The following is a 24,612-nucleotide window of genomic DNA, read 5'->3' as shown; positions in this document are numbered from 1 at the left end:
TTAATTATTACTTTGTTCTTACAATGTCAAAAAGGTAAGTAGCCTTAACAACAATATTGCCGTAATTAGATTTGCCGAAAAAGTCTTTCTTTGAGCTTCCATAAATATTGCCCAAACCATAGTAATAGCGGGCTTCCAGCAAGAAATGTCCTACTTGGCGATTGCTATACTCCATTCCTAAACCAGCAGCAATACCGTAGTCTAACTTCTTTTCTACAGGCATTGACTCCTGTGCAATTACCGCATTACTCCGCCCAGTACCATCAGTAGCAAGATTTGGGGTGTCATAGTTCTTTGATGTCGACTCTCCCAAATAGAGTCCTAACTGTGGACCTGCTTGGAAGAAGAAGTTAAAACCGTTTTGTTCACGTCCCCATGCAAGATGAGCAAAAACTGGAATCTGAATATAGTTTACAGTGCGTGAATACTCTTCAGCGGCCCCGTTAGAGTTGATAACAGACTGATCAGTACCCGTCAGTATCTTCTCTTTCCATCCTACAGAAGCGTAATTGACTTCACCATAGATAGAACAGATAGTATTAAAATACTTCTCGCACACATAACGCACACTCAGTCCGCCCGTTAACCCACCGTGCATGGATTGTCTTACACTCGGAGTGAAGCCCACATTAGAGAGGACATAACCACCATTAACACCAATGGCGAGGTCATCACGATGGTCTCCTATCTGCGCTGCTGCAGTCAGTGGCAGCGCAAATAGGATAACAGCTAATATTCTTGAGCTTATTTTCTTCATCTCGGGATAAGATACTCTTCTTCAGATTAATAGACAAGATTCTCCATTGTCTGGTCTGTCTTAAAGTGAACCAGTTGGAAATTATCATTGATATACCCGCCCTGTCCTACACGAACAAAGTCGTAACGAGTCTGTAACGGACGATACTTAACCTCGGCAGCAGAACCCTTGAAATCCTTTCCATGTGCTTTCAAACCACGAACAAAGAACTGTGCTTGGTCGTAGCCTGTTATTGCCATACGTGGAATAAACTGCTTTGACATCGGCTCGCCATACTGTTCTGTATATTTTGCCTCCAACTCCTTTGTTTTATCTGCTGCCTTATTATAGTAATAGGTAGATGGGATATAAGTGTTATACTTGAAGAACTGGTCAAGATCATAATCTTGATAGACAAACCACTGATTGTATCCAAACAGGCTGACAGCCACACCAGGACGTGATTTCTTCAACTGATTTAACTTCGCAAAGACCTCATTCAACTGCGGACTCTTCTCTGAATTGATAACTACAACATTTGGACGAGTTGACTCAAAATGCTTTGAGAAATCTGCATCTGATGACTTTGAACTCGTAAGATTATACTTAATCTTCTGTAAATCGAGCTGTCTTCTCAAAGTTGTTGTGAAGTCGCCCACCTGACTTGTTGCGTCCTTGCAATTAACAAAGATAGGATGGTGTGTTTTCTGAAAACGCTCTAAGAAAGCGGCTATGGCCTTATTCGTTAACGAAGCATCAGTTTGATAAACCTGGAAAACATTTGGATTCGTCTCCACATCAGTCGCTGTTATTGAGAATGGAATGACGAGTTTTATATCATACGTACGACAGAAATCAGCCAAAGGCTTTACCTGCTCTGAATAAAGAGGACCGAAGATAACATCCAACTTAGAAGCGTTTGGCTCCAACAATGTAGTTCGGATGTCAGCACCCTTTGGTACGTTCCATGCATGAACATCAGTCGTAATACCCTCACTCTTCAACTGGTTAAGAGCCAACAAGATACCACGATAGTATTCAACCATACGTTTACCATCTCCATCTTGGTTATGCAAGGGTAGCATAACACCTACACGAATAGCATTCACAGCCTTCGCAGCAACCTGATTAGTGGCAGCCTTTGCCGCAGCCTTCTTGTCTACCTTACCTTTTATAGACCCGTCAGCTTGGAAATCTCCCTCCTTTGAATAAGGAACAAAGATTAGGTCGCCCTTCTTCAGTTCGTATCCTGCTTGCTTCATCAAAGGGTTTGCTTCTATAAGTTGTGGGATGGTAACACCATACTCCTTGGCTATTCCGAATATAGTCTCCTTGCGTTTAACTTTATGTTGGTCGTGCCATTGGACACTTTGTGCCAATAAGCTATAACTAAAAGTCATCGCAAAGAATAACAAAAGATATTTCAAATACTTTCTCATAAACATACTGTTGGTTTCAAAAAGATTTAATTACAACTGCAAATATACAAAAGAAATCTGTAATCAAAAGATGTAGAATGATAAAAAACACAAAAACGTTAATAGCAAATAATTTATTTGTGCACATAATAACGTTCTTGTATAATTTTTTAGTAATCTATTGTTCGATGTTATCTTAGGTTCTTCCGAAATATAGAAAGATAATGACTCACTCACCAGAGAGAAACGATTACATATCTTACAAGAATAGTTTTATTTTAAGTTGCTGTCATATTTAACATTTCATGAAACTTTGCTGTAAACCAACAAGTTAACATCTTAGAATCTATGACAGATATGACAGGAAAAATAATTTGAGTGAATTGAGCTGTTATAGCAACTTTTCTTCATTCATGCTTAACAAGAAGACAAAAAACAAAAAGTTCAAAGAGGAGGGCTCATCCTATTTCTGCCTTGACGCCTTGACCATTCCTTATAATCTTAGACTGCATCCCATTTGTACGCAAAGACTATGATATTCTGTGAGAACAAACTCCCCTTCTCCTTCTATCAGCATCTTCTACAGGGGGATTTCAATCAGCTCTCAATAGTCCGAAAAGGCCAACAAGGATATGAAAAATCCTTACACAAAGGTAAACCAAACATTCTCAACATAAGACTAACCTTTCCTTAAAACACAAGTTTATAATATTCAACAAATCAGCATATTACAAACAGCGTCGAAGAAGGGGCCTTTCTTGCTTCAAGAAGGGCATCTTCAATAGGCAAGAAGGGCATGTTCTTGAACGTAGTTAGGCCTCTTCTATGAGCATGAAAAGCATGTAGTAGCTTTAAGGGGAGCGAAAGATATTGACAAACTAACAAGGAATTTTGAGCTGACGGGGAATGATTCTATGAGGAGTTAAGGAGTGAAGGGGAGTAATTTCATAAGGTGTTAAGGAGTAAAAGGGAGTGAAAAGGAGTTAAGACAATTCCATCTACACTTTTGATAAGGAGTGATGGGGAGTGAAAAGGGGTTAAGGCAACATCGTTTACACTTTTTTGTAAGGAGTGAAACCACCGATGAAGAAATACGCAGTATTATCTTATCCAGACAAGAACATTTACTTGTCTGTATGGGAAAAATTGTGTAAATTTGCACGATTATACAATTTTCAAGGTAACATAAACGAACGATAAGAATGAAACAACATAAACCACGGATATTGGCCATAATGCTTTCAATGGTGCTATCTACAGTAGCTTGGGCACAAAACTGCCAGCCATCGGCCAAATATACAGATACGAATGGTGAGACAAACACGATTGCAGCTGGTGATACTTATAGTGGTTCAGCTCCATTAACAATAACTTTCACAGCCAGCCCAGCTACCACAACGGATGCAGCAACAAACTACGAATGGCATTTCTTCAACCAGAAGAATCCTCGTTCGGCCTTTCTTATCCGTTATGATAAGGACACGGAATACACGTTCACAGAGGCTGGTACGACGAGGGTAATACTCTATGAGATTCTAAATGGTGACACCACACGCTATAACCCAATAAGCCTGTCGATTAGTGAGAGTAGTCTACAAATGCCTAATGCATTCTCACCTAATGGCGATGGCATCAATGATATCTATCGTGCCAAACCCGGCTATAAGAGTATTGTAGAGTTCAAAGCTATCATCTTTAACCGTTGGGGACAAAAGATATACGAATGGAATGACCCTACTGGTGGCTGGGATGGTAAGTATAAAGGCAAAGACGTTGCCCAAGGAACTTATTTCGTCAATGTAACCGCCAAAGGAGCTGACGGCAAAGAGTTCCACATCCGACGAGATGTTAACCTTCTCAGAGGTTACACGCAGTCGACGAGATGATGATGGGTGGGTGATAGGTGATGAGTGATGGGCGGTGATGAATAGCGATTTTCATCAGTGGTTATCTTCAAGGAAACCATCAACACAGTACTAATCATCAACACCCATCACCAAACACCAAACACCCAACTATCCATCAACACCCAACATTCAACACCAAACACCCAACATTTAACACCCAACAACTCCCATGAATGAGAAAATAGAAGTCTTCGGAGCAAGAGTACATAATCTGAAGAATGTAGATATAACTATCCCACGCAACTCACTTACTGTCTTCACTGGACTGTCTGGTTCAGGCAAAAGTTCGCTTGCATTCGACACTATCTTCGCCGAAGGACAGCGTCGATACATTGAAACCTTCTCTGCTTACGCACGCAATTTCCTTGGTAATATGGAGCGTCCAGACGTCGACAAGATTACAGGATTATCCCCTGTCATCTCCATCGAACAGAAGACAACAAACAAGAACCCCCGCTCGACCGTTGGTACAACAACTGAGATATACGATTTCCTGCGCCTTCTTTATGCACGTGCAGGTGAAGCCTATTCTTATATGAGCGGTGAGAAGATGGTGAAATACACCGAGGAGAAAGTGGTAGACATGATTATGTCTGATTATCAAGACCGCAAGATATATATCCTCTCACCACTTGTTCGCAATCGTAAAGGACATTATCGTGAACTCTTTGAACAGATGCGACGCAAGGGATACTTGTACATTCGTGTCGATGGAGAGGTACAAGAGCTTACACGTGGTATGAAGGTAGACCGCTACAAGAACCATAACATCGAGGTTGTCATCGACAAGATGAAACTAAGTGGTACGGAGAATGAGACACTACGTGAGCGTCTGGCAAAGACGGTCTCTACGGCCATGAAGCAAGGAGAAGGCTTGATAATGATTCTTGATAACGAACGAGACGAAGCTAAATATTTCTCTAAACGACTGATGGACCCAGTCACTGGGATAGCATACAAAGACCCTGCTCCAAACATCTTCTCCTTTAACTCGCCCGAAGGAGCTTGTCCGCAGTGTAAAGGATTGGGTGTGATTGATGAGATAGACTTAAAGAAGGTGATTCCTGATGATAAGCTTGACATCCATAGTGGGGCTATCGTACCGTTAGGAAAGTATAAGAACCAGATGATCTTCTGGCAGATAGATGCACTCTTAAAACGATATGATTGTAGCCTCAAGACCCCTGTCAAGGATATTCCAAAGGAGGCAATGGATGAAGTTTTGTATGGTTCTTTGGAGAAGTTGAAGATTGCTAAAGAGCTTGTACACACCACCTCCGACTACTTTGTGTCCTTTGATGGTATCATCAAGTACCTCCGCACCGTGATGGAGAACGATGATTCCTCAGCGGGAAAGAAGTGGGCCGACCAGTTCATAGCCGAAGCACAATGTCCTGAATGTCATGGTCATCGTCTTAATCGTGAGGCTTTATCTTACAAGATATGGGATAAGAACATTGCTGAACTTGCAGAAATGGATATAACCGAGCTGCGAGATTGGATAGACCATGTTGAGGAACACATGAATGAGAAACAGCGTACAATCGCTGTAGAGATAGTGAAGGAGATACGTAAACGTATAAATTTCTTACTCGATGTGGGCCTTGATTATCTTGCTTTGAACCGCCAAAGTGCTACGCTTTCAGGTGGTGAAAGCCAGCGTATCCGCCTTGCCACACAGATTGGTTCACAACTTGTTAATGTTCTTTATATCCTTGATGAACCATCTATCGGCCTTCATCAGCGTGATAATGAGCGTCTTATCAACTCGCTAAAAGAGCTGCGCGACATGGGAAACACGGTCATCGTGGTAGAACACGACGAAGACATGATGCGTGCTGCCGACTGGATTGTAGACATCGGACCAAAAGCTGGACGCAAAGGTGGCGAGGTTGTCTTCCAAGGAACACCTGCAGACATGCTCAAGACACACACGCTTACCGCACAATACTTGAACGGTGAGCGTAAAATAGAGATACCTAAGGAACGCAGAGAAGGTAATGGAAAGACGCTACAGCTCACTGGCTGTAAGGGTAATAACCTGAAGGACGTAGACGTAACCTTCCCACTTGGCGAACTAATTGTCGTCACTGGTGTGTCTGGTTCAGGAAAGAGTACGTTAATCAACGAGACCCTACAGCCCATTCTCTCACAACACTTCTACCGCTCACTGAAGCGTCCAATGCCTTACAAGAGTATTGAAGGGATTGACAACATCGATAAAGTAGTCAATGTTGACCAAAGTCCTATCGGCCGTACACCACGTAGTAACCCTGCTACTTACACCGGTGTATTCTCTGATATACGCCAACTCTTCGTCAATCTCCCCGAAGCTAAGATACGAGGCTACAAGCCTGGACGATTCTCTTTCAATGTGAAAGGAGGACGTTGTGAGGCCTGTGGCGGTAATGGCTACAAGACTATTGAGATGAACTTCCTACCTGATGTAATGGTACCGTGCGAGGTCTGCCATGGTAAACGCTATAACCGTGAGACGTTAGAAGTGCGTTTCAAGGGAAAGTCAATAGCCGACGTGCTCGACATGACGGTTAACATGGCTGTAGAGTTCTTTGAGAACGTACCACAGATACTACCGAAGATTAAGGCACTACAAGATGTTGGCTTGGGTTATATCAAGCTTGGACAAAGCTCTACTACCCTCTCTGGCGGTGAGAGTCAGCGTGTTAAGTTGGCTACAGAACTGGCAAAACGTGACACCGGTAAGACCCTTTACATCCTTGATGAGCCTACAACAGGTCTGCACTTTGAAGACATACGTATCTTGATGGACGTCTTACAGAAACTTGTTGACCGTGGTAACACTGTTATCATCATCGAACACAACCTCGATGTCATCAAACTTGCAGACTATATCATAGACATGGGACCAGAAGGAGGACGTGGAGGTGGTCGCATGTTGAGCTGTGGTAGACCAGAAGAAGTGGCAAAGAATAAGGAGAGCTACACTTCTCGTTTCCTTGCGAAAGTTCTGAAATAAGTCATAGCTATCAAGAATAAAGTTACAAGTTATCATCTCTTTTATTTGGATAATCGGTAAATTAGTTCTAAATTTGTCGGGTTTCTTTGATGAAGGAAGGACTCAGTAAGATTGTTCCTTACCCACCCTACACAGCTATCCATTGGAGAATAAACATATAGATAATATCACCTAAGATTATGAATAAGAAAGAATACTTACGTTCATGGGCTGAAACCTACAAGAACGACCTAACTAACAACATTATGCCCTTCTGGTTGAACCATGGCTGGGACAAGGAGAATGGCGGTATATACACCTGCTTGGACCGTGATGGATCCTTAATGGACACAACGAAATCGGTGTGGTTTCAAGGACGATGGGCCTTCATCTGCGCTTTTGCATACAACAATGTAGAGAAGAACCAAGAGTGGCTTGAAGCCTCTAAGTCGGCTATCGACTTCATTGAGAAGTATTGCTTTGACAAAGACGGACACATGTACTTTGAGGTGACAGCAGAAGGCAAACCACTGCGCAAGCGTCGTTATGTTTTCTCAGAGACATTCGCAGCAATAGCCTTTGCCGAATACTCTTTGGCTACAGGTGACAAACACTATGCAGAAAGAGCGTTGCAGGTGTTCCATGATGCACAGCGCTTCCTCTCTACGCCAGGTTTTCTCCCTGCTAAGTATGAGCCTACAGTAGAGATGCAGAGCCATTCTATCATTATGATTCTCATCAACGTTGGTTCACGTCTGCGTGCGGTGATTGACGACCCAACACTGACTCAGCAGATTGATGAGTCTATCTCATTGCTCCGTCGCTACTTTATGCACCCAGAGTTTAAGGCATTGCTTGAAACTGTCGGTCCAAAGGGAGAGTTCATTGATACCAATGCAACACGTACCATCAACCCTGGTCATTGTATTGAGACCGCATGGTTTATCATGGAGGAAGCAAAGTTGCGCAACTGGGATAAAGACCTACTCGACACCGCCCTCACCATCTTCGATTGGTCATGGGACTGGGGATGGGACAAGCAATATGGTGGTATCATCAACTTCAGAGACTGCCGTAACCTCCCACCACAGGACTACTCACAGGATATGAAGTTCTGGTGGCCACAGTGCGAGACTATCATTGCCTCTCTCTATGCTTACCTTGGAACAGGCGATGAGGAATATCTCTATCGTCATCAGCGCATTAGCGAGTGGACATACGCCCACTTCCCTGATCAAGACTATCCTGAGTGGTATGGTTACCTACATCGTGACGGAACCGTTGCACAGCCTGCAAAGGGTAATATCTTCAAGGGTCCTTTCCATATTCCACGTATGATGATTAAGGGATATATGCTCTGTCAAGAGATATTGAAGACTATGGAATAGTTATAAGCTACGAAAGAATAAAACAAAGAGTCCCATAACATAACTAATAATAGTTTGTTGTGGGACTTTTTTTATGTAGTGCTGATGTAGGAAATGAAGGAACTAACGTGAGTTAGCAACCACTTAATAAGACTCAAGAAAGAAACGTCCTTGAACTCTATTGGCCATCATCATAATTGATAAGGGATAAGTAATGGTTTTGAGAAGGGCAAGAAAGAACTACAGTAAATCCTTACTTTTTCATGTAACAACACCCTTATTCCTCCCTTTATCCCATCTTCTCCCCACGTTTTAAGGCTTATCTCATCTTGTCCGGATGTCCCGGACAGATTGTCCGAAGGCTCCGGACAGGTTGTACGGAGGCTCCGGACAGGTTGTACGGAGGCTCCGAACAAGTTGTCCAAAGCCTTCGGATAGGTTGCAAAGATACCTTGGACTGGTTGTAAAAATGCTGTAGTCCAATAAAGAAGGGGAACATCACCCTACTCCTTCGGCTCGGTGTCAGTTATATAACTACAAGTTTTTGATACTTAAAAGGTCTATGCGAGCGACATTGTCATCATCCTTCTTAGTGTCCGCATTTCAATCCTTTTGCGTCTTTTGGTTGCTCCTTGCAAATTGAACATTTCCCACTACTTTGTTTCAGAGAAACGATAACGCTGCATTTCACCTAAAACTAAATTTGCTGTCATTACTGTCATTCAATATTGTCACCTAACACATTAGTTTACAACGAGATTACATGAAATGTTAAATATGACAGCAAAATGAAATGAAAAATATTTCTGTAATTGTAAGTGTTATATTCGGCCTTCGTTAATAGACTTTATCAATGATTAGAAAGCGCTTTTAAGATACCCTCACAGCCGTCTTCTATCAAATCAAGAGCGAAGTTGAAATCCTCTGTACCACCATAATAAGGGTCGGGAACACAAGTAGCTGAAGGATGCTGAGTGAAGAAATCTGCCATTCGAATAACCTTCTTTCGTGCCGCCTCATTTGGTGCTTGCGACGTAATATTACGATAGTTATCTTCGTCCATAACGACAATCTTATCGAAACAATCAAAATCTCTGCTTGCATCAAACTGCCGAGCATGATGATTGACATTATACCCACGCTGCCTTCCACACTCTCTCATCCGCTTGTCTGGAAGCTGTCCAACGTGCCAACCCCCAATTCCTGCTGAGTCTATCAAGTATCGGTTGCCCCACCCTCGTTCGTCAACAAGGTGTTGCATCACAGCATGAGCCGCTGAAGAACGGCATATATTGCCTAAACAAATAAACAAGATACTTACTTTCTCTTCTGCTTTTGTCTTCATCATTTGTATTCTGTTTCTTATAATTCAAATAGTTTCTTTATCTCATCCAACCTCTCTAAGGCTACCTCCCTACCCTGTTCATACGTTGCTTGCATCATGGCAGGATCGTGAGAAAGGTGCCCAATAGTAAGTTTTCCTTTAGGTCGTAGGACCAGCGTATTAGGTTTCTTTTCTTCCTCTTTGATATATGCCAACTGCTCATTATACATGATATGGCGCTGTTCCAAAGCCCGCACAATACGTGGATGACGATGTAACCACATTCGCATAAGGGGCATTAATGAATTAGGAGTCTTCACATAGTCTTCTGGTTGAGTAAGTACAACGAGATTATGGTCGTACCCTTGCTCTTGAAAAAAGCGAAGAGGAATAGAGTCGGCAATACCACCATCCAATAGTTTCTTACCTTCCACCGTCACAATACGAGCAGCAATAGGCATAGATGCAGAGGCACGAATAAATTCTAAACAATTATCATCAACCTCCATCAAACGCTTGTATTCAGCCTTACCCGTACCGACATTCGTACATACAGCCCAGAACTCCATAGGGTTATCACGGAAGGTATCAACATCAAAGTAGTCGATGTGACGAGGCATATAATGGTAAGCATACTCCCCACCAAAGTAATCACCGGTCGTAAGGAGTGATCGTAAAGAAGCATATCGCCAGTCGTTTACCAACTTTTTGTTGTATCTTATTGCCCGTCCTGGCTGTTTTGACTTCATATTACAACCAAAGGCAGCACCAGCAGAAACACCTATCACACCATCAGGCCATATCTCATTCTCCATCAAAACATCCATCACACCAGCTGAAAACAATCCGCGCATGGCGCCTCCTTCTAATACAAGTCCTTTCTTCATTATCCTTTATATTATCTATACGACCAACTAATAATATCACGATATGGGAATTAGAGAAAACAAAAATTCCCATGGTAACACACTACCCTCTTATCTTCTTTTAGCCAAGGTCGCAATGGCATCAAAGTTATAAACAAGTGTTCCGCTGGTAAAAGTGGTTGTTTCTATCTTGAAAGAACGATATTTACGGAGACAGTCAACGAAACCTATGGGGTCTTGAACAAATGCTGAGTCAGTTTGTTTACTGATTCCAGGCTTATAACTGAACCTCCCCACCTCTTCTCCGTATGCGTAGACACGTACAAAATTAGTTGTATCATAACTATTACCAGCAAACTGCTCACCATCACCAAGTATCATACAAGCCTCTATTCCAACACGTCCAAGATATCTAACTCGTATCGTCATACGATTAGAAGGAGTTATCTGTGATTTCTTATTTGGTGCACTTTGTGTCTTGGCAACAAGTGAGTCATTCTGATAAGACCATGACGATACATACGTCCCATCACCAGACGAATTACTATCAAGGTCGACAGCCATCATTGTGTCAACTTGTGTCGTATCATAATGTCCTACTCCTCGTGAAGAATAACCTGAACATGACATAATAGCTAAGACCATAACAACCACAAAGGATGTAGGAAGAGCCCGCATAGATAGTAGTTTCATATTTTAAAAGTAAAAGGGTCAAGAGAGTAAAAGGCAGTAAACACATTACCACCTCGTTCTCAAATAAAAAGTTAAGGGAGTTTAGAAATATGTATGAATACCCTTAAAGATAACTTATCTCTAAACTCCCTATACGCTTATTAATATCTGAAGAGCATTAATACTCGCCCCATGCCTTAATATCAATATCATCCATTCCGACATTGCAGAAGGCTGAAATAAACGCACTTGCCAGTCGGCTATTCGTTATCAATGGTACATTGAGGTCGATAGCAGCACGACGAATCTTATAACCATTCGTCAACTCACGCGGAGTAAGGTCCTTTGGCATGTTCACAACCATGTCTATCTTCTTCTCATGGAGAAGTTCAAGCGCTTGTGGATGTTGTCCTTCATCTGATGGCATATAGACGAGTGTGTTCTCAATACCGTTCTCTGTGAGATACTTTGATGTACCAACTGTTGCATAGAGTTCATATCCATGCTGCTTCAACATCTTTGCCGCATCAAGCATTTCAGCCTTCTGCTTTGCGCCACCTGTTGACAACAAGATTGTCTTCTTTGGTATTCTAAGACCAACAGACAGCATTGATTTCATCAAAGCTGTTGAGGTGTCATCACCCAAACAACCTACCTCACCTGTAGAACTCATATCAACACCTAACACTGGGTCGGCCTTCTGTAAACGATTGAAAGAGAACTGAGACGCCTTAATACCTACGTAATCAAGGTCGAAGAGGTTCTTATTAGGCTTCTCAACAGGTGCACCAAGCATAATCTTAGTAGCCAAGTCGATGAAGTTGAGCTTCAACACCTTACTAACGAATGGGAATGAACGGCTCGCACGGAGGTTACACTCAATAACGAGGATATCGTTATCACGTGCCATAAACTGAATGTTGAATGGTCCGTTGATGTGCAACTTCTTCGCAATCTGACGACTGATGCGCTTAATACGGCGCATAGTCTCTACATAAAGTTTCTGTGGTGGGAACTGGATAGTAGCATCACCAGAGTGAACACCAGCAAACTCAATATGCTCAGAGATAGCGTATGCCAATATCTCACCATCTTGTGCAACAGCATCCATCTCAATCTCCTTTGCATGTTCAATGAACTTACTTACCACAACAGGGTGGTCTTCGCTGACGTTGGCAGCCAACTGAAGGAAGCGAGTGAGTTCATCTCTATTAGAACAGATATTCATAGCTGCACCAGAAAGTACGTAAGATGGACGTACAAGTACTGGGAAGCCAACACGGTCAACGAACTTATCAATATCGTCCATACTTGTCAATGCACTCCATTCTGGCTGATTGATACCATTCTCTGTGAGCATTGACGAGAACTTAGCACGGTCCTCAGCGTTATCAATATCCTTTGCTGATGTTCCAAGAATAGGCACATTCTCCTCATCAAGATACATAGCAAGGTTATTTGGAATCTGACCACCTGTTGATACAATCACACCATGTGGATTCTCTGCATCAATGATATCCATAACACGTTCGAAGGTCAACTCATCGAAATAGAGACGATCACACATGTCATAATCCGTTGACACTGTCTCTGGATTATAGTTAATCATAATAGAACGATAGCCCTGACGACGGATGGTATTCAATGCCTGAACACCACACCAGTCGAACTCTACAGAACTACCAATGCGGTAAGCACCTGAACCAAGTACGATAACTGAGTTACGATCATTAGGGAACGTAACATCTGAAGCCACACCAGCGTATGTAACATAGAGGTAATTGGTCTGTGCAGGATACTCGGCAGCCAATGTATCTATCTGCTTAACAACAGGAAGAATACCAAAACTCTTACGTAAACGACGAACGATTCTCATAGCTTCGTGCATCTTCTTGCACTCTTCTTCCAAACCAACAGCACGTGCGATTTGGAAGTCTGTAAAGCCATAAACCTTTGCTGTACGCAGAAGTTCCTTATCAAGTGTGTTGATATTCTTAGTTTTCAGTTCCTCATCAATATCTATGATATGCTTGAGTTTATTAAGGAACCAACGGTCAATCTTGGTTAGTTCGTGAATCTGGTCAACCGTATAGCCCTTGTGCATCGCCTTAGAAATAAGGAACACACGCTTGTCGGTAGGTTCACGCAACGCTGCATCAAGATCGTCTATCTGCAATTCTTTGTTCTCAACAAAGCCATGCATGCCCTGTCCTATCATACGAAGACCCTTCTGAATGGCTTCCTCGAAGTTACGGCCAATAGCCATTACCTCACCAACAGACTTCATACTTGAGCCTAATTCCCTATCCACACCACGGAACTTACTGAGGTCCCAACGTGGAATCTTGCAGACTACATAGTCGAGTGCTGGTTCGAAGAAAGCAGAAGTGGTCTTTGTAACAGAGTTCTTCAACTCAAAGAGTCCGTAGCCCATACCCAACTTAGCAGCAACAAAAGCAAGAGGATAACCAGTTGCCTTGCTGGCAAGAGCTGAAGAACGAGACAAACGAGCATTTACCTCAATAACACGATAATCCTCACTCTCTGGATCGAAAGCATACTGAACATTACATTCACCAACAATACCAATATGACGTACTATCTTTATAGACAGTGCACGAAGCTTATGATACTCGCTGTTAGAAAGGGTCTGAGAAGGTGCAATAACGATAGACTCACCTGTGTGAATACCAAGTGGGTCGAAGTTCTCCATATTACAAACTGTGATACAGTTGTCGTAACGGTCACGAACAACCTCGTACTCTATCTCTTTCCAACCCTTCAAACTCTTCTCTACCAATACCTGAGGAGAGAATGAGAAGGCCTTCTCACAGAGTGTATTCAATTCTTCCTCATTATCGGCAAATCCACTACCAAGGCCACCTAATGCGTATGCAGCACGTACAATAACAGGATAACCGAGGTTCTTTGCAGCCACTCGTGCCTGCTGAATATCCTCACAAGCCTCACTCTTGATAGTCTTTACATCAATCTCGTCAAGTCGTTCAACGAAGAGTTCACGGTCTTCAGTATCCATGATAGCCTTAACAGGAGTACCTAAAACCTTTACATTATACTTCTTCAGCACACCTGTCTTATCCAACTCAACACCACAGTTTAGTGCTGTCTGGCCACCAAAAGACAGGAGAATTCCATCAGGACGTTCCTTCTCAATAACACGCTCAACGAAGTAAGGTTGAACTGGGAGGAAGTAGATTTGGTCTGCTACACCCTCAGATGTCTGTACGGTTGCAATGTTTGGGTTTATCAAAACCGTAGAAACACCCTCCTCGCGTAATGCCTTCAACGCCTGTGAACCAGAGTAATCAAACTCTCCTGCTTCACCAATCTTCAATGCGCCTGAACCAAGTATCAGGACTTTCTTTATTGACTCGTCTTTCATTATTTCAGTGTTTCTACAAATTTATCAAACATAAAGTAAGTATCAACCGGACCAGAGCAAGCCTCTGGGTGGAACTGTGAGGTAAACCAAGGATTCTCCTTATGGCGAATACCCTCATTACTTCCGTCATTCATGTTAACGAAGAGTTCCTGCCATTCCTTGTCTAATGTGGATGCATCAACTGCATAACCGTGATTCTGTGAGGTTATATAACACTTATCAGTACCTACCATGCGAACAGGCTGGTTATGTCCACGATGACCGTATTTCAACTTATAAATCTTTGCTCCTGCAGCCTTTGAAAGCAATTGATTACCCATACAGATTCCACAGATAGGTTTCTTACTCATACTCATCTGCTTACGAATAACCTCAACAGCATCATTACACATATCAGGGTCACCAGGACCATTACCGAGGAAAAGGCCATCATAATCCATACCAGTGTAATCATAGTTCCAAGGTACACGGATAACCTCAACTCCTCTGGTAATCAATGAACGGATAATATTGGCTTTCACACCGCAGTCAACAAGGACAACCTTCTTACCAGCGCCCTCGTTGTAGTGGATAATCTCTTTTGTTGAAACGCGATCAACAAAGTTTACTCCCTCGTAATCAGCCTCTGGGATATTATTAGGTTCATCATCAAAGAGAATCTTACCCATCATCACACCGTGCTCACGTAAAACCTTAGTAAGTTCACGTGTATCAATACCAGTAATACCTGGTACGTGTTCACGCTTCAGCCAGTCAGCCAAACTCTCCACAGCATTCCAATGTGAATGCGCCTCTGTATAGTCAGACACTATCAAGGCTGATACATAGATTTTATCACTCTCCATGAAGGTTGGAATACCACTCTCCCCTATAGTAAAAGGTGGTACACCGTAATTACCTACCAATGGGAAGGTCATTGTTAATAGCTGACCCGCGTATGAAGGGTCGGTTAAGCTCTCTGGATAGCCCATCATAGCTGTGTTGAAGACTACTTCACCAGCCACTGGGGCGTCATATCCAAACGACTTTCCATGGAATTTTGTTCCGTCACTTAAGACTAAAGTTACGTTCCTCATTGCTTATAGTATTGTTGGATTGAAATTTCTATTCATGAAAAGAATTATTTCTTGTCGTGAAAAGAAATCTTTCTTTTCATGAAAATAATTCTTTTTTATCATGATAATAATTTACAGGTAGGCGTTTATTACGCCTTTCCTGCATTTAAGTGTTCACGCTCATAATAGTTAACGAAGGCCGCATTGACCAATCGCATACCACCAGGAGTTGGGTAGTTTCCTGTGAAATACCAGTCACCTGGGTGATTAGGAATAGCTTTATGCAATCCTTCTACACTCTGGAAGACAAGTTCAACAGGCGTTGTCATCCCCTCAGGGCGCAGCATTTCAACTATCTTCTTATTAATCTCATCTACCGTAAATGGCTTATAAACAGCACGTACAGCATTGAAGATAGGTTCGCCCTTAGGCTTTGCCAATTCTTTCTTACAGTTCTCATACACTTCACGAAGAAGACTTTCTTGACCACGTTCACGTATCAATTCGACTACAGCACGGAACACACAGAACTCCTCTGGATGAGGCATATCAATACCGTAGTAGTCTGGGAAACGAATCTGTGGTGCACTTGACACGACTACAATCTTCTTAGGATGCAGACGATCAAGGATACGGAGGATACTTTCTTTCAATGTTGTACCACGCACGATAGAGTCGTCAATGATGACAAGACTATCCTGATAGGGTTTAATACACTCGTATGTAACGTCATAGACATGAGAGGCAAGGTCGTTACGTGAGTTACCTTCTGTAATGAAAGTACGCAATTTTATATCTTTCCATGCCACTTTCTCTGAGCGTACATCTTGATGAATGATATGATAAACCTCCTCTGGAGCAGCATTAGAACCTAAAGCTGCAATCTGCTCAACCTTCTTCTTGTCTATTTGTTCCTTAAAGCCATGAACAAGACCATAGAATGCTACTTCTGCTGTATTAGGGATGTACGAGAGAACAGTATGCTCTGTATCATAATCAACAGCCTTCAAGACTGCATCTGTCAACTGGCGTCCTAAGGTTTCACGTTCCTTATATATATCGCGATCCGAGCCACGAGAGAAATAAATTCGTTCAAAAGAGCAAGCCGCATTCTGCTTAGGTTCAAGTATCTGCTGTAGTGAACACTCCCCACTCTTGTTGACTATCAGTGCTTGACCAGGCTTCAATTCCTGAATATCATCACATTCGAGGTCGAATGTTGTTTGTAGAACAGGACGCTCACTGGCTAAGACAACAATCTCATCATTCTTATAATAGAAAGCAGGACGTATTGCCCATGGGTCACGAATAGAGAACATCTCACCTGAACCAGTCAATCCACAAATAACGTAACCACCATCAAAATGCTGCATCGTTGTCTTAAGGACATTGCTCATCTGTACGTTCTCTTCAATATAGTTGGTGATAGCACGCTTCTCCAAACCTAACTTTTGAGCAGCCACAAAGTTACGTTCAACCTCACGGTCGAGTCTGTGTCCCATCAATTCCAATAGGATGTTCGTATCACTATAGATGCGTGGACACTGTCCTTGTTCGGTCAGTATCTCAAAGACATCTTCAATATTCGTCATATTAAAGTTGCCACACATACAGAGGTTCTTAGCCTTCCAATTGTTACGACGCAAGAAAGGATGAACATAAGAAAGGCCACTCTTGCCGGTAGTAGAGTACCGAAGGTGGCCCATATAAAGGTCTCCCGCAAAGGGAAGCTTAGTTTTAGCAAAAGAAACATCAGACAACTGCTCCTGTGAGTAGTCCTTATAATGCTTATGAACATTAGCAAATATCTCAGTAACAGCATTCTTTCCCTCTGCACGCTCACGGAACATATATTCATTACCTGGCTCAGAGTCTAATTTTACAGAAGCCATACCAGCCCCTTCCTGACCACGATTATGCTGCTTCTCCATCATCAGATAGAGTTTATTCAGTGCATACATCCAGGTGCCATACTTCTCCTGATAATACTCAAGCGGCTTCAACAAACGTATCATTGCTACACCGCAATCTTCATGAATGTTCTTTTCCATTGATAAGCTTTCTGTCTATCTTGTTCTTTTATATTACTCTTTCTCTCTGTATATCTCCCCTTTTAAATAGGAAGATATTATTGGTTTCATTTTTTAGGAGTGTTCATAGCCTGCACATTAAGCGTTAACTCGCACAGACTATGTCTTATAATGTTTGGTTTACTACCACTCATTCGATTCTTATTCAACAGTAACTGACTTCGCCAGATTTCTCGGCTGATCAACATCCTTGCCTTTGCATACAGCTATGTGATAAGCCAACAGCTGTAGTGGAACCGTTACTACTAATGGTTCAAGACATTCCATCATGTCTGGAAGTTCAATGACAGCATCCGCAATCTTAGAGATTGTTGTATCACCCTTTGATACTAAAGCTATCACACGACCTTGACGTGCTTTTATCTCTTGGATATTACTCCTTACTTTCTCATACATTCCGTTATGGGTTGCAATAGCTACAACTGGCATATCTGAGTCAATCAAAGCAATTGGACCATGTTTCATCTCTGCTGCTGGATAACCTTCTGCATGTATATAGGATATCTCTTTCAACTTCAATGCACCTTCCAAAGCCACAGGATAACTATATCCTCGACCAAGATAGAGGAAGTTACGGGCGTAAGTAAACGTACGAGCTAAGTCTGCTATCTGCTCATTTGACTTTAACACCTCTTCTATAATAGATGGCATTTCAGCCAATTCCTTTATTACTTTCTTGTAATCTTCTTCGCTGATAGTTCCTTTTGCATGTGCAAGTGCAAGTGCAAACATTGTCAACACAGTAACCTGTCCTGTGAAGGCCTTCGTTGATGCTACGCCAATCTCAGGTCCTACATGAATATAAGTACCCGTATCAGTAGCACGAGGAATACTTGAGCCTATCGCATTACAGATACCATAAATGAAAGCACCCTTAGACTTTGCAAGCTCGACTGCCGCAAGTGTGTCTGCTGTTTCACCACTCTGTGAGATAGCAATGACAACATCACCACTACCAACTACGGGATTTCCATAACGAAACTCACTTGCGTATTCAACCTGAACAGGGATACGACAATACTCTTCTATCAACTGCTTACCTATTAATCCTGCATGCCAACTTGTTCCACAAGCTACGATAATTATGCGCTTTGCATTGAGTAATTCATTACGATGGTCTATCAAAGCACTCAACGTAACCTGATTATGCTCAGGATGAACACGTCCTCGCATACAATTCTTTAAACATTCTGGCTGCGCAAAAATCTCTTTAAGCATGAAATGAGGGAACCCACCCTTCTCTATCTGACCAAGATTAATATCTACAGTACGCACTTCAGGTGATAACTCTTCATTCAGAATATTAACCACCTTCAGCTCTTCTCCTAACTTCATAACGGCAATATTACCATCATCTAAGTACACTACCTTATCCGTATACTCAATGATAGGACTGGCATCAGAGCCAAGGAAGAACTCCCCATCACCAATACCAACCACCAACGGACTCTGTTTACGTGCCGCAATAATAGTATCTGGATTACGCTTATCAAGTATAGCTATGGCGTATGCACCAATGACTTGATGAAGTGCTAACTGTACAGCTTCCAACAGACTGAGGTTTTTCTTCGTCTGTATATAATCTATCAGTTGCACCAACACTTCTGTATCAGTCTCTGATTGGAACTTCATTCCCTTCTCTATGAGGTTATGCTTTATCTCAGCATAGTTCTCAATGATGCCATTATGAATAATAGCAAGATTCTTAGACTGCGAATAATGCGGGTGAGCATTTACTGAGGAAGGCTCTCCATGAGTAGCCCAACGTGTATGAGCAATGCCGATATTACCTGTTGTATCCTTATCAGAGCAATACTCTTCCAGGTCGGCAACCTTCCCCTTAGTCTTATATACATTCAGATTCTTACTCTCGTTTATCAATGCAACACCTGCACTGTCATACCCTCTATACTCAAGACGCTGTAAGCCTTTAATTAAAATGGGATAAGCTTCACGCTTTGTTCCAATGTATCCTACAATTCCACACATACTCCTAATACAATCTATTATTTTATTAAAAAAAGAGAACACCTCTCACACCCCCTCTTTTTTGGTAGACCCGAAAGGTCTACCCAAGACATGGATGTCAAAGATATTCTCATTCCAATTATATTTCTTCCATAGAAGACTATAAGAATAGCCTCCAAGGACAGTATATTACTTTCTCAACACGTTCACAAGCAGCGAAGCTACTGACGTCACGATACCGATAAAAGAGAACCAGAGAGTGGTTGAACTACCGATACCAGAGTTCTTAGCCTTTACGCTGTTTGGCTCAATATAGAGGACATCATTCTGCTGAAGATAATAATAAGGTGAGTTCAGCAAGTTTGCATCATTAAGATTCAAACGTACGACGTGCTTCTGACCTGTCGCATCTTCACGTATCAACATGATGTTATTACGCTTACCATAAACGCCAAGGTCACCTGCTTGTGCAATAGCTTCCATAACGCTCATCTTCTCCGTTGACACAGGAATAACGCCTGGGTGACCAACTTCACCAAGCACCGTTATATGATAACTGCTCATGCGAACCGTCACAATAGGATTCTCTGTGCGTGCCAAATAAGGTTGAATCTTACTCTTGATAAGGTCCTCACACTCAGGCTTTGTCAAGCCACTTACATGAATCTTACCAATCACAGGGAAATTGATAAAGCCAGAGTTGTCTACCAAGTAGCCCTGTAAAGAACCACCACCAGAACTAACTTGCTTACCACCTCCCAACTGGTTGCGTACTTGCAGGTTAAAAGGAGCTGCCGCATCAGGGTCGGTAGTGTTCACCGTGATGGTCAACTCATCCTTTGGCATAATGCGTGCGTCATACAAACCACGTGAAGCAGCAAGGCTAATAGAGTCAGCATTTTGTAAGTAGGTAAAGCCCTTACTTGAACCACATCCTGACATTGTCACAATCATAGCCGTAACTATGAGGGAGAAAATAATTTTTTTCATTTGAACAAATAACGTGTAGTCAACTATCAACATTAATTTTAGCAAAATAAAAACGAACGAAAATTATGGAACTTCGCCCCTTATTTTATCGATCGAATCATATTCTTTGCAAAAATACAACTATTTTCTGATAACTACAAGCTAATAACTGTTTTTCTTTTTAGATTCTTCAACACATAATAACGCACACCTTTCCACATCAGAACTGTGTTGAAGTGCATTGAGAGAAATTCTGTCTAAAACTTAGGACTTGCCATAAACTATAATGGTCAAAACTGGTTATTAATCGTATTGCTATCAGACATCTTATTAGTCCTTAGTCGTTTACAGCCGTCCTAACGATAAACAGGATTCAGACCAAAGACATTCTACAAGACTTTTAGCCCTTAACAGCGATGGTGCAGACACCTCACACCATTGGTGTTTGACATCAATACAACATGTACAAAGTACCAGCACCAAAGTAGACAACGAGGAGAAAGACTTACGTTTATAATTTAACCGTACGTAGTAAATGTCTAATTACAAGCGTCTTATATGTATAGTTGCTTTATAAAGAGTGTCATTCAGAATGAACAACACACCTTACTCCTTCTTGATGTCAGCCACCACATACTCAGACCTTGTTCCTATACGAAACTTACCACCCCAAATGCCAATTCCAGAAGATACATAATAATGCGTATCTCCCTTCTGTAAAGGCCCAAAGGCATCCTCGTAGATAAGGTCCTCTATCCAACTTATAGGCCATACCTGTCCATAGTGTGTATGCCCAGAGAGTTGGAAATCTACCCCTGCCTGCTGTGCCTCTTCTAAGTGATAAGGCTGATGATCCATAAGAATCGTATAATAACCTTTTGGTGCTGACCCTATCAAATGTCGTAGACTGGCACGTCTTTTATTCGTCCTATCGTCACGTCCTACAATAAGGATTGAGTCACCACCTGCTAAAGGTACCACACTATGCTCGTCGATCAGCAAGTGTATCCCCGCATCTTGATAGAACTTTTTAGCACGGGGCTCGCCACTATAATACTCATGATTGCCCAAACAAGCATATACAGGAGCTTTTAAGCGATGGAACTCTGACGCCATATCTTGATCTATCAAAGCTCGAATACTTCTATCAATGATGTCGCCAGCTATAAGAATTACCTCTGGATTCTCTTCATTGATCATGTCAACCCACTTTCTAAACTCATCTGCACGATTATGATAACCCAAATGTAAATCCGACATCATTACCAATCTATGCGGCTGATGAAAAGGTTTATCAGAGTTCAAAACCATGGGTACACGTTCTTTATGTAGATAATTGAAATAGCCATAGACAAATAATCCTGTCATAATGACGATAACCGACACCGTACCAATCCAACTATTGTAAAGGAAGGAACGAGGAACAAGATGAAACAGTCTACCTAAATCGAGTACAAGAAAGAACAACAATAAATAGAATCCGATGAAAAGAGAAGAATTTCCCAGTTCATACAGTGCTACAGCCACAGACATTGGCTTATCATCAAGACCAAAAATAAAATTGGTAAAAAAGCATACCAAGCACAAAAGCAACGCACCTGTAACGACCCATTTACCTGTAACTGTCATCGGCAGGAGTTGCCACACATGCCAACTTACATACCCAACACCTATTAGAAGGATTAGAAGAAGGACTATTACTCTACTAAAATTCATCTTACAATCTTTTTACTTAAAATATTACTAAATATCTACGTGCCCACAGTATAGAGGCTACACCTCTCATTCCAAGAAACGATAAGAATGCTATCCATAAGGCATCATTCCCATAACTACTCCACAGTAGATAATAGACAACGAAGAATGTTATCATTGCCATAGCTGTTGAGAACAACATCCCCTTAGTTGCTGTCAACCCAATAAAGACCCCATCCAACACAAAAGCTGCCATCCCCACTACGGGAATAAGGTAGGCCCAAAAGAGATAGGGGTGTGCTGCGACGACAACAGTCTTATCGCTTGTGAGAAGATGGAGAAAACCTACACCCCCAAAGACATACATCAACGTAAAAAACAAGGCCATAATGATGCCAAAACCAAACAATCGACGAACGGTTATACGCAACCCTACTCTATCTCCCGCACCATAGTACTTCCCACTTAGTGCTTCTCCTGCGTATGCAAAACCATCCATTATATAAGAAAACAGCGTAAACAATGTCATTAACAAGGTGTTTACAGCCAAAATCATTGGTCCTTGCTTTCCACCTGACGAGGTAAAGAAAAAGTTGACAGCTACCAAACAAAGGGTGCGTAAAAAGATATCCTTGTTTACACGAAAGAACTCACCCCACTTACCCTTCATAGCCAACACTCGACGGACACACCCTTGCAAACACTCACTCTCAACAACTCCGACAGTAGTCATCTGCCTATAAGCAGCATACAGAGAGACAAGAAAACCTACCCATTGAGCAAGTAATGTTCCTGTTGCAACGCCACTTACCCCCCAACCAAGCACGAAGACGAAGAAGAGAGAGGCAAGGATATTGACTATATTCTGCAATACTGCGACAAGCATAGGCGTACGTGTATTCTGCATACCGATAAACCATCCGGTCAAGCCATAGAGTCCCAACATTGCTGGAGCACCCCATATCACTATTCTAAAATAGGTGGCTACGAAGTGCCACGAGGCTGCTGGTGTATTCATCAACCGAAGCATCCCCCACTCTATGCCACGTTGTGCCACAATGAAGAGCAAGCCCATGCCTACTCCTATCATCAAGGTGCGTATAAGAATATCTAAACATTCTTGCCTATCTTTCCTCCCGTATGCCTGAGAAGTCATACCACTTGTACCCATACGAAGGAAGCCTAACAGCCAATACATCACATTGAATATCATTGAACCAACTGCTATCGCACTGATATAGGTCTCATTGCCAATATGCCCTACCACCGCCAAGTCGACAAGACCTAACAGTGGTACCGTCACATTACTTATAATAGAGGGGATGGCAAGGCGCAGTATCTCCCTGTTCCAGTTATCCATCAATTGCATTTCTCTACTCTCTAATGTAATCCTTAGCCACAAGATCGTAATACAAAGCCTCCAACTCTGCCAATGACAAGCGTTCTATTGAATGTTCCAACACTCTAATCAGCTCTGCTCGACGTGCGTCATTCTCTATTCTATCAAAATCCATATCGTTCGTTTATAAGCTATTGTACAAATACTATGCCGAAACAAAAGTAATTGAATTAATTGTGAATTCAAAAGATATTAGCTACTTTTGTGTGCATTATTGGATAATTAAATGATATGAGTAAGAAGCAAGAATACAAACTGAAGAACGAAGAGTATCTCAAAGAACTTAGTCAGAGAGAGGGTATCCGAAGCCTTTCGCATGGTGTTCTCTATGAAGTAATAAAAGATGGAAGCGGTGAGGAACAAGTCTCAGAGCGTTCTATCGTCACCTGTCACTACCGTGGTAGCCTCATCTCTGGTAAGGTGTTCGATGATAGTTGGCAAAGAGGTATCCCTGAGGCATTCCGTGTCAACGAACTGATTACAGGTTTTCAAACAGCACTCTGCGCAATGCACAAAGGCGACCACTGGCGTGTCTACATTCCTTACCAAGAAGGCTATGGCACAAAACGCAACGGTGACATTCCTGCTTTCTCTACTTTAATTTTCGAGATAGAACTGTTTTCAATAGGATAAAGTGTCTCACTCTTCCTTTTGTCTACAAGGACTATTAGTTGACAATACACATCCCCGAAAGAACGGTTATACCAATCATGGCATAGCCGTTCTCTTTCTATTATGGAATAGGAAAGACTAAATTACGCAATAT

17 protein-coding genes are annotated in these 24,612 nt (G+C 42.0%); 4 read left to right on the top strand and 13 right to left on the bottom strand.

The genetic code is table 11. The features are described 5' to 3' along the window. Positions 1–7 precede the first annotated feature (7 nt). Both HMPREF0666_RS08065 and HMPREF0666_RS08060 read right to left on the bottom strand, forming a co-directional pair. Entirely contained in the window at positions 8–757 is a 750-nt protein-coding gene (locus tag HMPREF0666_RS08065; RefSeq protein WP_009011903.1) for a porin family protein, read from the bottom strand. A 26-nt stretch (positions 758–783) separates the two neighbouring features. Further along, on the bottom strand, positions 784–2,175 hold the full coding sequence (locus HMPREF0666_RS08060; protein WP_042856204.1) for an ABC transporter substrate-binding protein: 1,392 nt from the start codon (positions 2,173–2,175) through the stop codon (positions 784–786). A gap of 1,181 nt (positions 2,176–3,356) precedes the next feature. On the opposite strand from HMPREF0666_RS08060, the gene HMPREF0666_RS08055 reads away from it, so the two are divergent. From HMPREF0666_RS08055 to HMPREF0666_RS08045, 3 genes are all read left to right on the top strand, one after another. Beyond that, on the top strand, positions 3,357–4,040 hold the full coding sequence (locus HMPREF0666_RS08055; RefSeq protein WP_009011901.1) for a gliding motility-associated C-terminal domain-containing protein: 684 nt from the start codon (positions 3,357–3,359) through the stop codon (positions 4,038–4,040). Positions 4,041–4,230: 190 nt separating this feature from the next. Next, on the top strand, positions 4,231–7,059 hold the full coding sequence (gene uvrA / locus HMPREF0666_RS08050) for an excinuclease ABC subunit UvrA (RefSeq protein WP_009011900.1): 2,829 nt from the start codon (positions 4,231–4,233) through the stop codon (positions 7,057–7,059). A 179-nt stretch (positions 7,060–7,238) separates the two neighbouring features. Continuing rightward, entirely contained in the window at positions 7,239–8,426 is a 1,188-nt protein-coding gene (locus HMPREF0666_RS08045; protein WP_009011899.1) for an AGE family epimerase/isomerase, read from the top strand. A gap of 829 nt (positions 8,427–9,255) precedes the next feature. Here HMPREF0666_RS08045 and HMPREF0666_RS08040 read toward each other — a convergent pair. The 11 genes from HMPREF0666_RS08040 to HMPREF0666_RS17645 form a co-directional block, all read right to left on the bottom strand. Next, positions 9,256–9,753 carry a low molecular weight protein-tyrosine-phosphatase gene (locus HMPREF0666_RS08040; RefSeq protein ID WP_009011898.1) on the bottom strand — a complete coding sequence of 166 codons (498 nt, stop codon included), beginning with the start codon at positions 9,751–9,753 and terminating at the stop codon, positions 9,256–9,258. 14 nt (positions 9,754–9,767) lie between these two features. Then, entirely contained in the window at positions 9,768–10,616 is an 849-nt protein-coding gene (locus tag HMPREF0666_RS08035; RefSeq protein ID WP_009011897.1) for a patatin family protein, read from the bottom strand. Between the two features lie 90 nt (positions 10,617–10,706). After that, complete coding sequence (locus HMPREF0666_RS08030) at positions 10,707–11,288, bottom strand: hypothetical protein (protein WP_042856185.1); 582 nt, start codon at positions 11,286–11,288, stop codon at positions 10,707–10,709. A gap of 157 nt (positions 11,289–11,445) precedes the next feature. Further along, complete coding sequence (gene carB / locus HMPREF0666_RS08025; RefSeq protein ID WP_009011895.1) at positions 11,446–14,670, bottom strand: carbamoyl-phosphate synthase (glutamine-hydrolyzing) large subunit; 3,225 nt, start codon at positions 14,668–14,670, stop codon at positions 11,446–11,448. Next, entirely contained in the window at positions 14,670–15,746 is a 1,077-nt protein-coding gene (carA, locus tag HMPREF0666_RS08020; RefSeq protein ID WP_009011894.1) for a glutamine-hydrolyzing carbamoyl-phosphate synthase small subunit, read from the bottom strand. The genes carB and carA overlap by 1 nt, the downstream gene beginning before the upstream one ends. Positions 15,747–15,874: 128 nt before the next feature. Further along, on the bottom strand, positions 15,875–17,776 hold the full coding sequence (locus HMPREF0666_RS08015; RefSeq protein WP_009011893.1) for a hypothetical protein: 1,902 nt from the start codon (positions 17,774–17,776) through the stop codon (positions 15,875–15,877). Between the two features lie 180 nt (positions 17,777–17,956). Then, complete coding sequence (gene glmS / locus HMPREF0666_RS08010) at positions 17,957–19,804, bottom strand: glutamine--fructose-6-phosphate transaminase (isomerizing) (protein ID WP_009011892.1); 1,848 nt, start codon at positions 19,802–19,804, stop codon at positions 17,957–17,959. Between the two features lie 168 nt (positions 19,805–19,972). Further along, on the bottom strand, positions 19,973–20,773 hold the full coding sequence (locus tag HMPREF0666_RS08005) for a polysaccharide biosynthesis/export family protein (protein WP_042856203.1): 801 nt from the start codon (positions 20,771–20,773) through the stop codon (positions 19,973–19,975). Between the two features lie 585 nt (positions 20,774–21,358). Then, positions 21,359–22,468 carry a metallophosphoesterase gene (locus HMPREF0666_RS08000; protein ID WP_009011890.1) on the bottom strand — a complete coding sequence of 370 codons (1,110 nt, stop codon included), beginning with the start codon at positions 22,466–22,468 and terminating at the stop codon, positions 21,359–21,361. 16 nt (positions 22,469–22,484) lie between these two features. Continuing rightward, positions 22,485–23,807, bottom strand: coding sequence for an MATE family efflux transporter (locus tag HMPREF0666_RS07995; protein ID WP_009011889.1), 1,323 nt, complete (start codon positions 23,805–23,807; stop codon positions 22,485–22,487). Positions 23,808–23,820: 13 nt separating this feature from the next. Beyond that, positions 23,821–23,961, bottom strand: a complete 141-nt coding sequence (locus tag HMPREF0666_RS17645) for a hypothetical protein (RefSeq protein ID WP_009011888.1) — start codon at positions 23,959–23,961, stop codon at positions 23,821–23,823. Between the two features lie 116 nt (positions 23,962–24,077). Between HMPREF0666_RS17645 and HMPREF0666_RS07990 the strand changes: the two genes are divergently transcribed. Next, complete coding sequence (locus tag HMPREF0666_RS07990) at positions 24,078–24,479, top strand: FKBP-type peptidyl-prolyl cis-trans isomerase (RefSeq protein ID WP_009011887.1); 402 nt, start codon at positions 24,078–24,080, stop codon at positions 24,477–24,479. Positions 24,480–24,612: the final 133 nt, after the last annotated feature.

This window comes from Prevotella sp. C561, assembly GCF_000224595.1.
Classification (GTDB): domain Bacteria; phylum Bacteroidota; class Bacteroidia; order Bacteroidales; family Bacteroidaceae; genus Prevotella; species Prevotella jejuni.
Note: the sequence above shows the minus strand (reverse complement) of the source record. Positions and strands in the feature narration are given on the sequence as shown.

Bases quoted from the DNA above. Each gene is read 5' to 3' on its own strand.
- HMPREF0666_RS08005 (WP_042856203.1), bottom strand. From the start codon at position 20,773: ATGAAAAAAATTATTTTCTCCCTCATAGTTACGGCTATGATTGTGACA.
- HMPREF0666_RS08045 (WP_009011899.1), top strand. From the start codon at position 7,239: ATGAATAAGAAAGAATACTTACGTTCATGGGCTGAAACCTACAAGAAC.
- uvrA (WP_009011900.1), top strand. From the start codon at position 4,231: ATGAATGAGAAAATAGAAGTCTTCGGAGCAAGAGTACATAATCTGAAG.
- HMPREF0666_RS08040 (WP_009011898.1), bottom strand. From the start codon at position 9,753: ATGATGAAGACAAAAGCAGAAGAGAAAGTAAGTATCTTGTTTATTTGT.
- HMPREF0666_RS07990 (WP_009011887.1), top strand. From the start codon at position 24,078: ATGAGTAAGAAGCAAGAATACAAACTGAAGAACGAAGAGTATCTCAAA.
- HMPREF0666_RS08000 (WP_009011890.1), bottom strand. From the start codon at position 22,468: ATGAATTTTAGTAGAGTAATAGTCCTTCTTCTAATCCTTCTAATAGGT.
- HMPREF0666_RS08055 (WP_009011901.1), top strand. From the start codon at position 3,357: ATGAAACAACATAAACCACGGATATTGGCCATAATGCTTTCAATGGTG.
- HMPREF0666_RS08035 (WP_009011897.1), bottom strand. From the start codon at position 10,616: ATGAAGAAAGGACTTGTATTAGAAGGAGGCGCCATGCGCGGATTGTTT.
- HMPREF0666_RS08030 (WP_042856185.1), bottom strand. From the start codon at position 11,288: ATGAAACTACTATCTATGCGGGCTCTTCCTACATCCTTTGTGGTTGTT.
- carA (WP_009011894.1), bottom strand. From the start codon at position 15,746: ATGAGGAACGTAACTTTAGTCTTAAGTGACGGAACAAAATTCCATGGA.
- HMPREF0666_RS07995 (WP_009011889.1), bottom strand. From the start codon at position 23,807: ATGGATAACTGGAACAGGGAGATACTGCGCCTTGCCATCCCCTCTATT.
- HMPREF0666_RS08015 (WP_009011893.1), bottom strand. From the start codon at position 17,776: ATGGAAAAGAACATTCATGAAGATTGCGGTGTAGCAATGATACGTTTG.
- HMPREF0666_RS08065 (WP_009011903.1), bottom strand. From the start codon at position 757: ATGAAGAAAATAAGCTCAAGAATATTAGCTGTTATCCTATTTGCGCTG.
- HMPREF0666_RS17645 (WP_009011888.1), bottom strand. From the start codon at position 23,961: ATGGATTTTGATAGAATAGAGAATGACGCACGTCGAGCAGAGCTGATT.
- carB (WP_009011895.1), bottom strand. From the start codon at position 14,670: ATGAAAGACGAGTCAATAAAGAAAGTCCTGATACTTGGTTCAGGCGCA.
- HMPREF0666_RS08060 (WP_042856204.1), bottom strand. From the start codon at position 2,175: ATGAGAAAGTATTTGAAATATCTTTTGTTATTCTTTGCGATGACTTTT.
- glmS (WP_009011892.1), bottom strand. From the start codon at position 19,804: ATGTGTGGAATTGTAGGATACATTGGAACAAAGCGTGAAGCTTATCCC.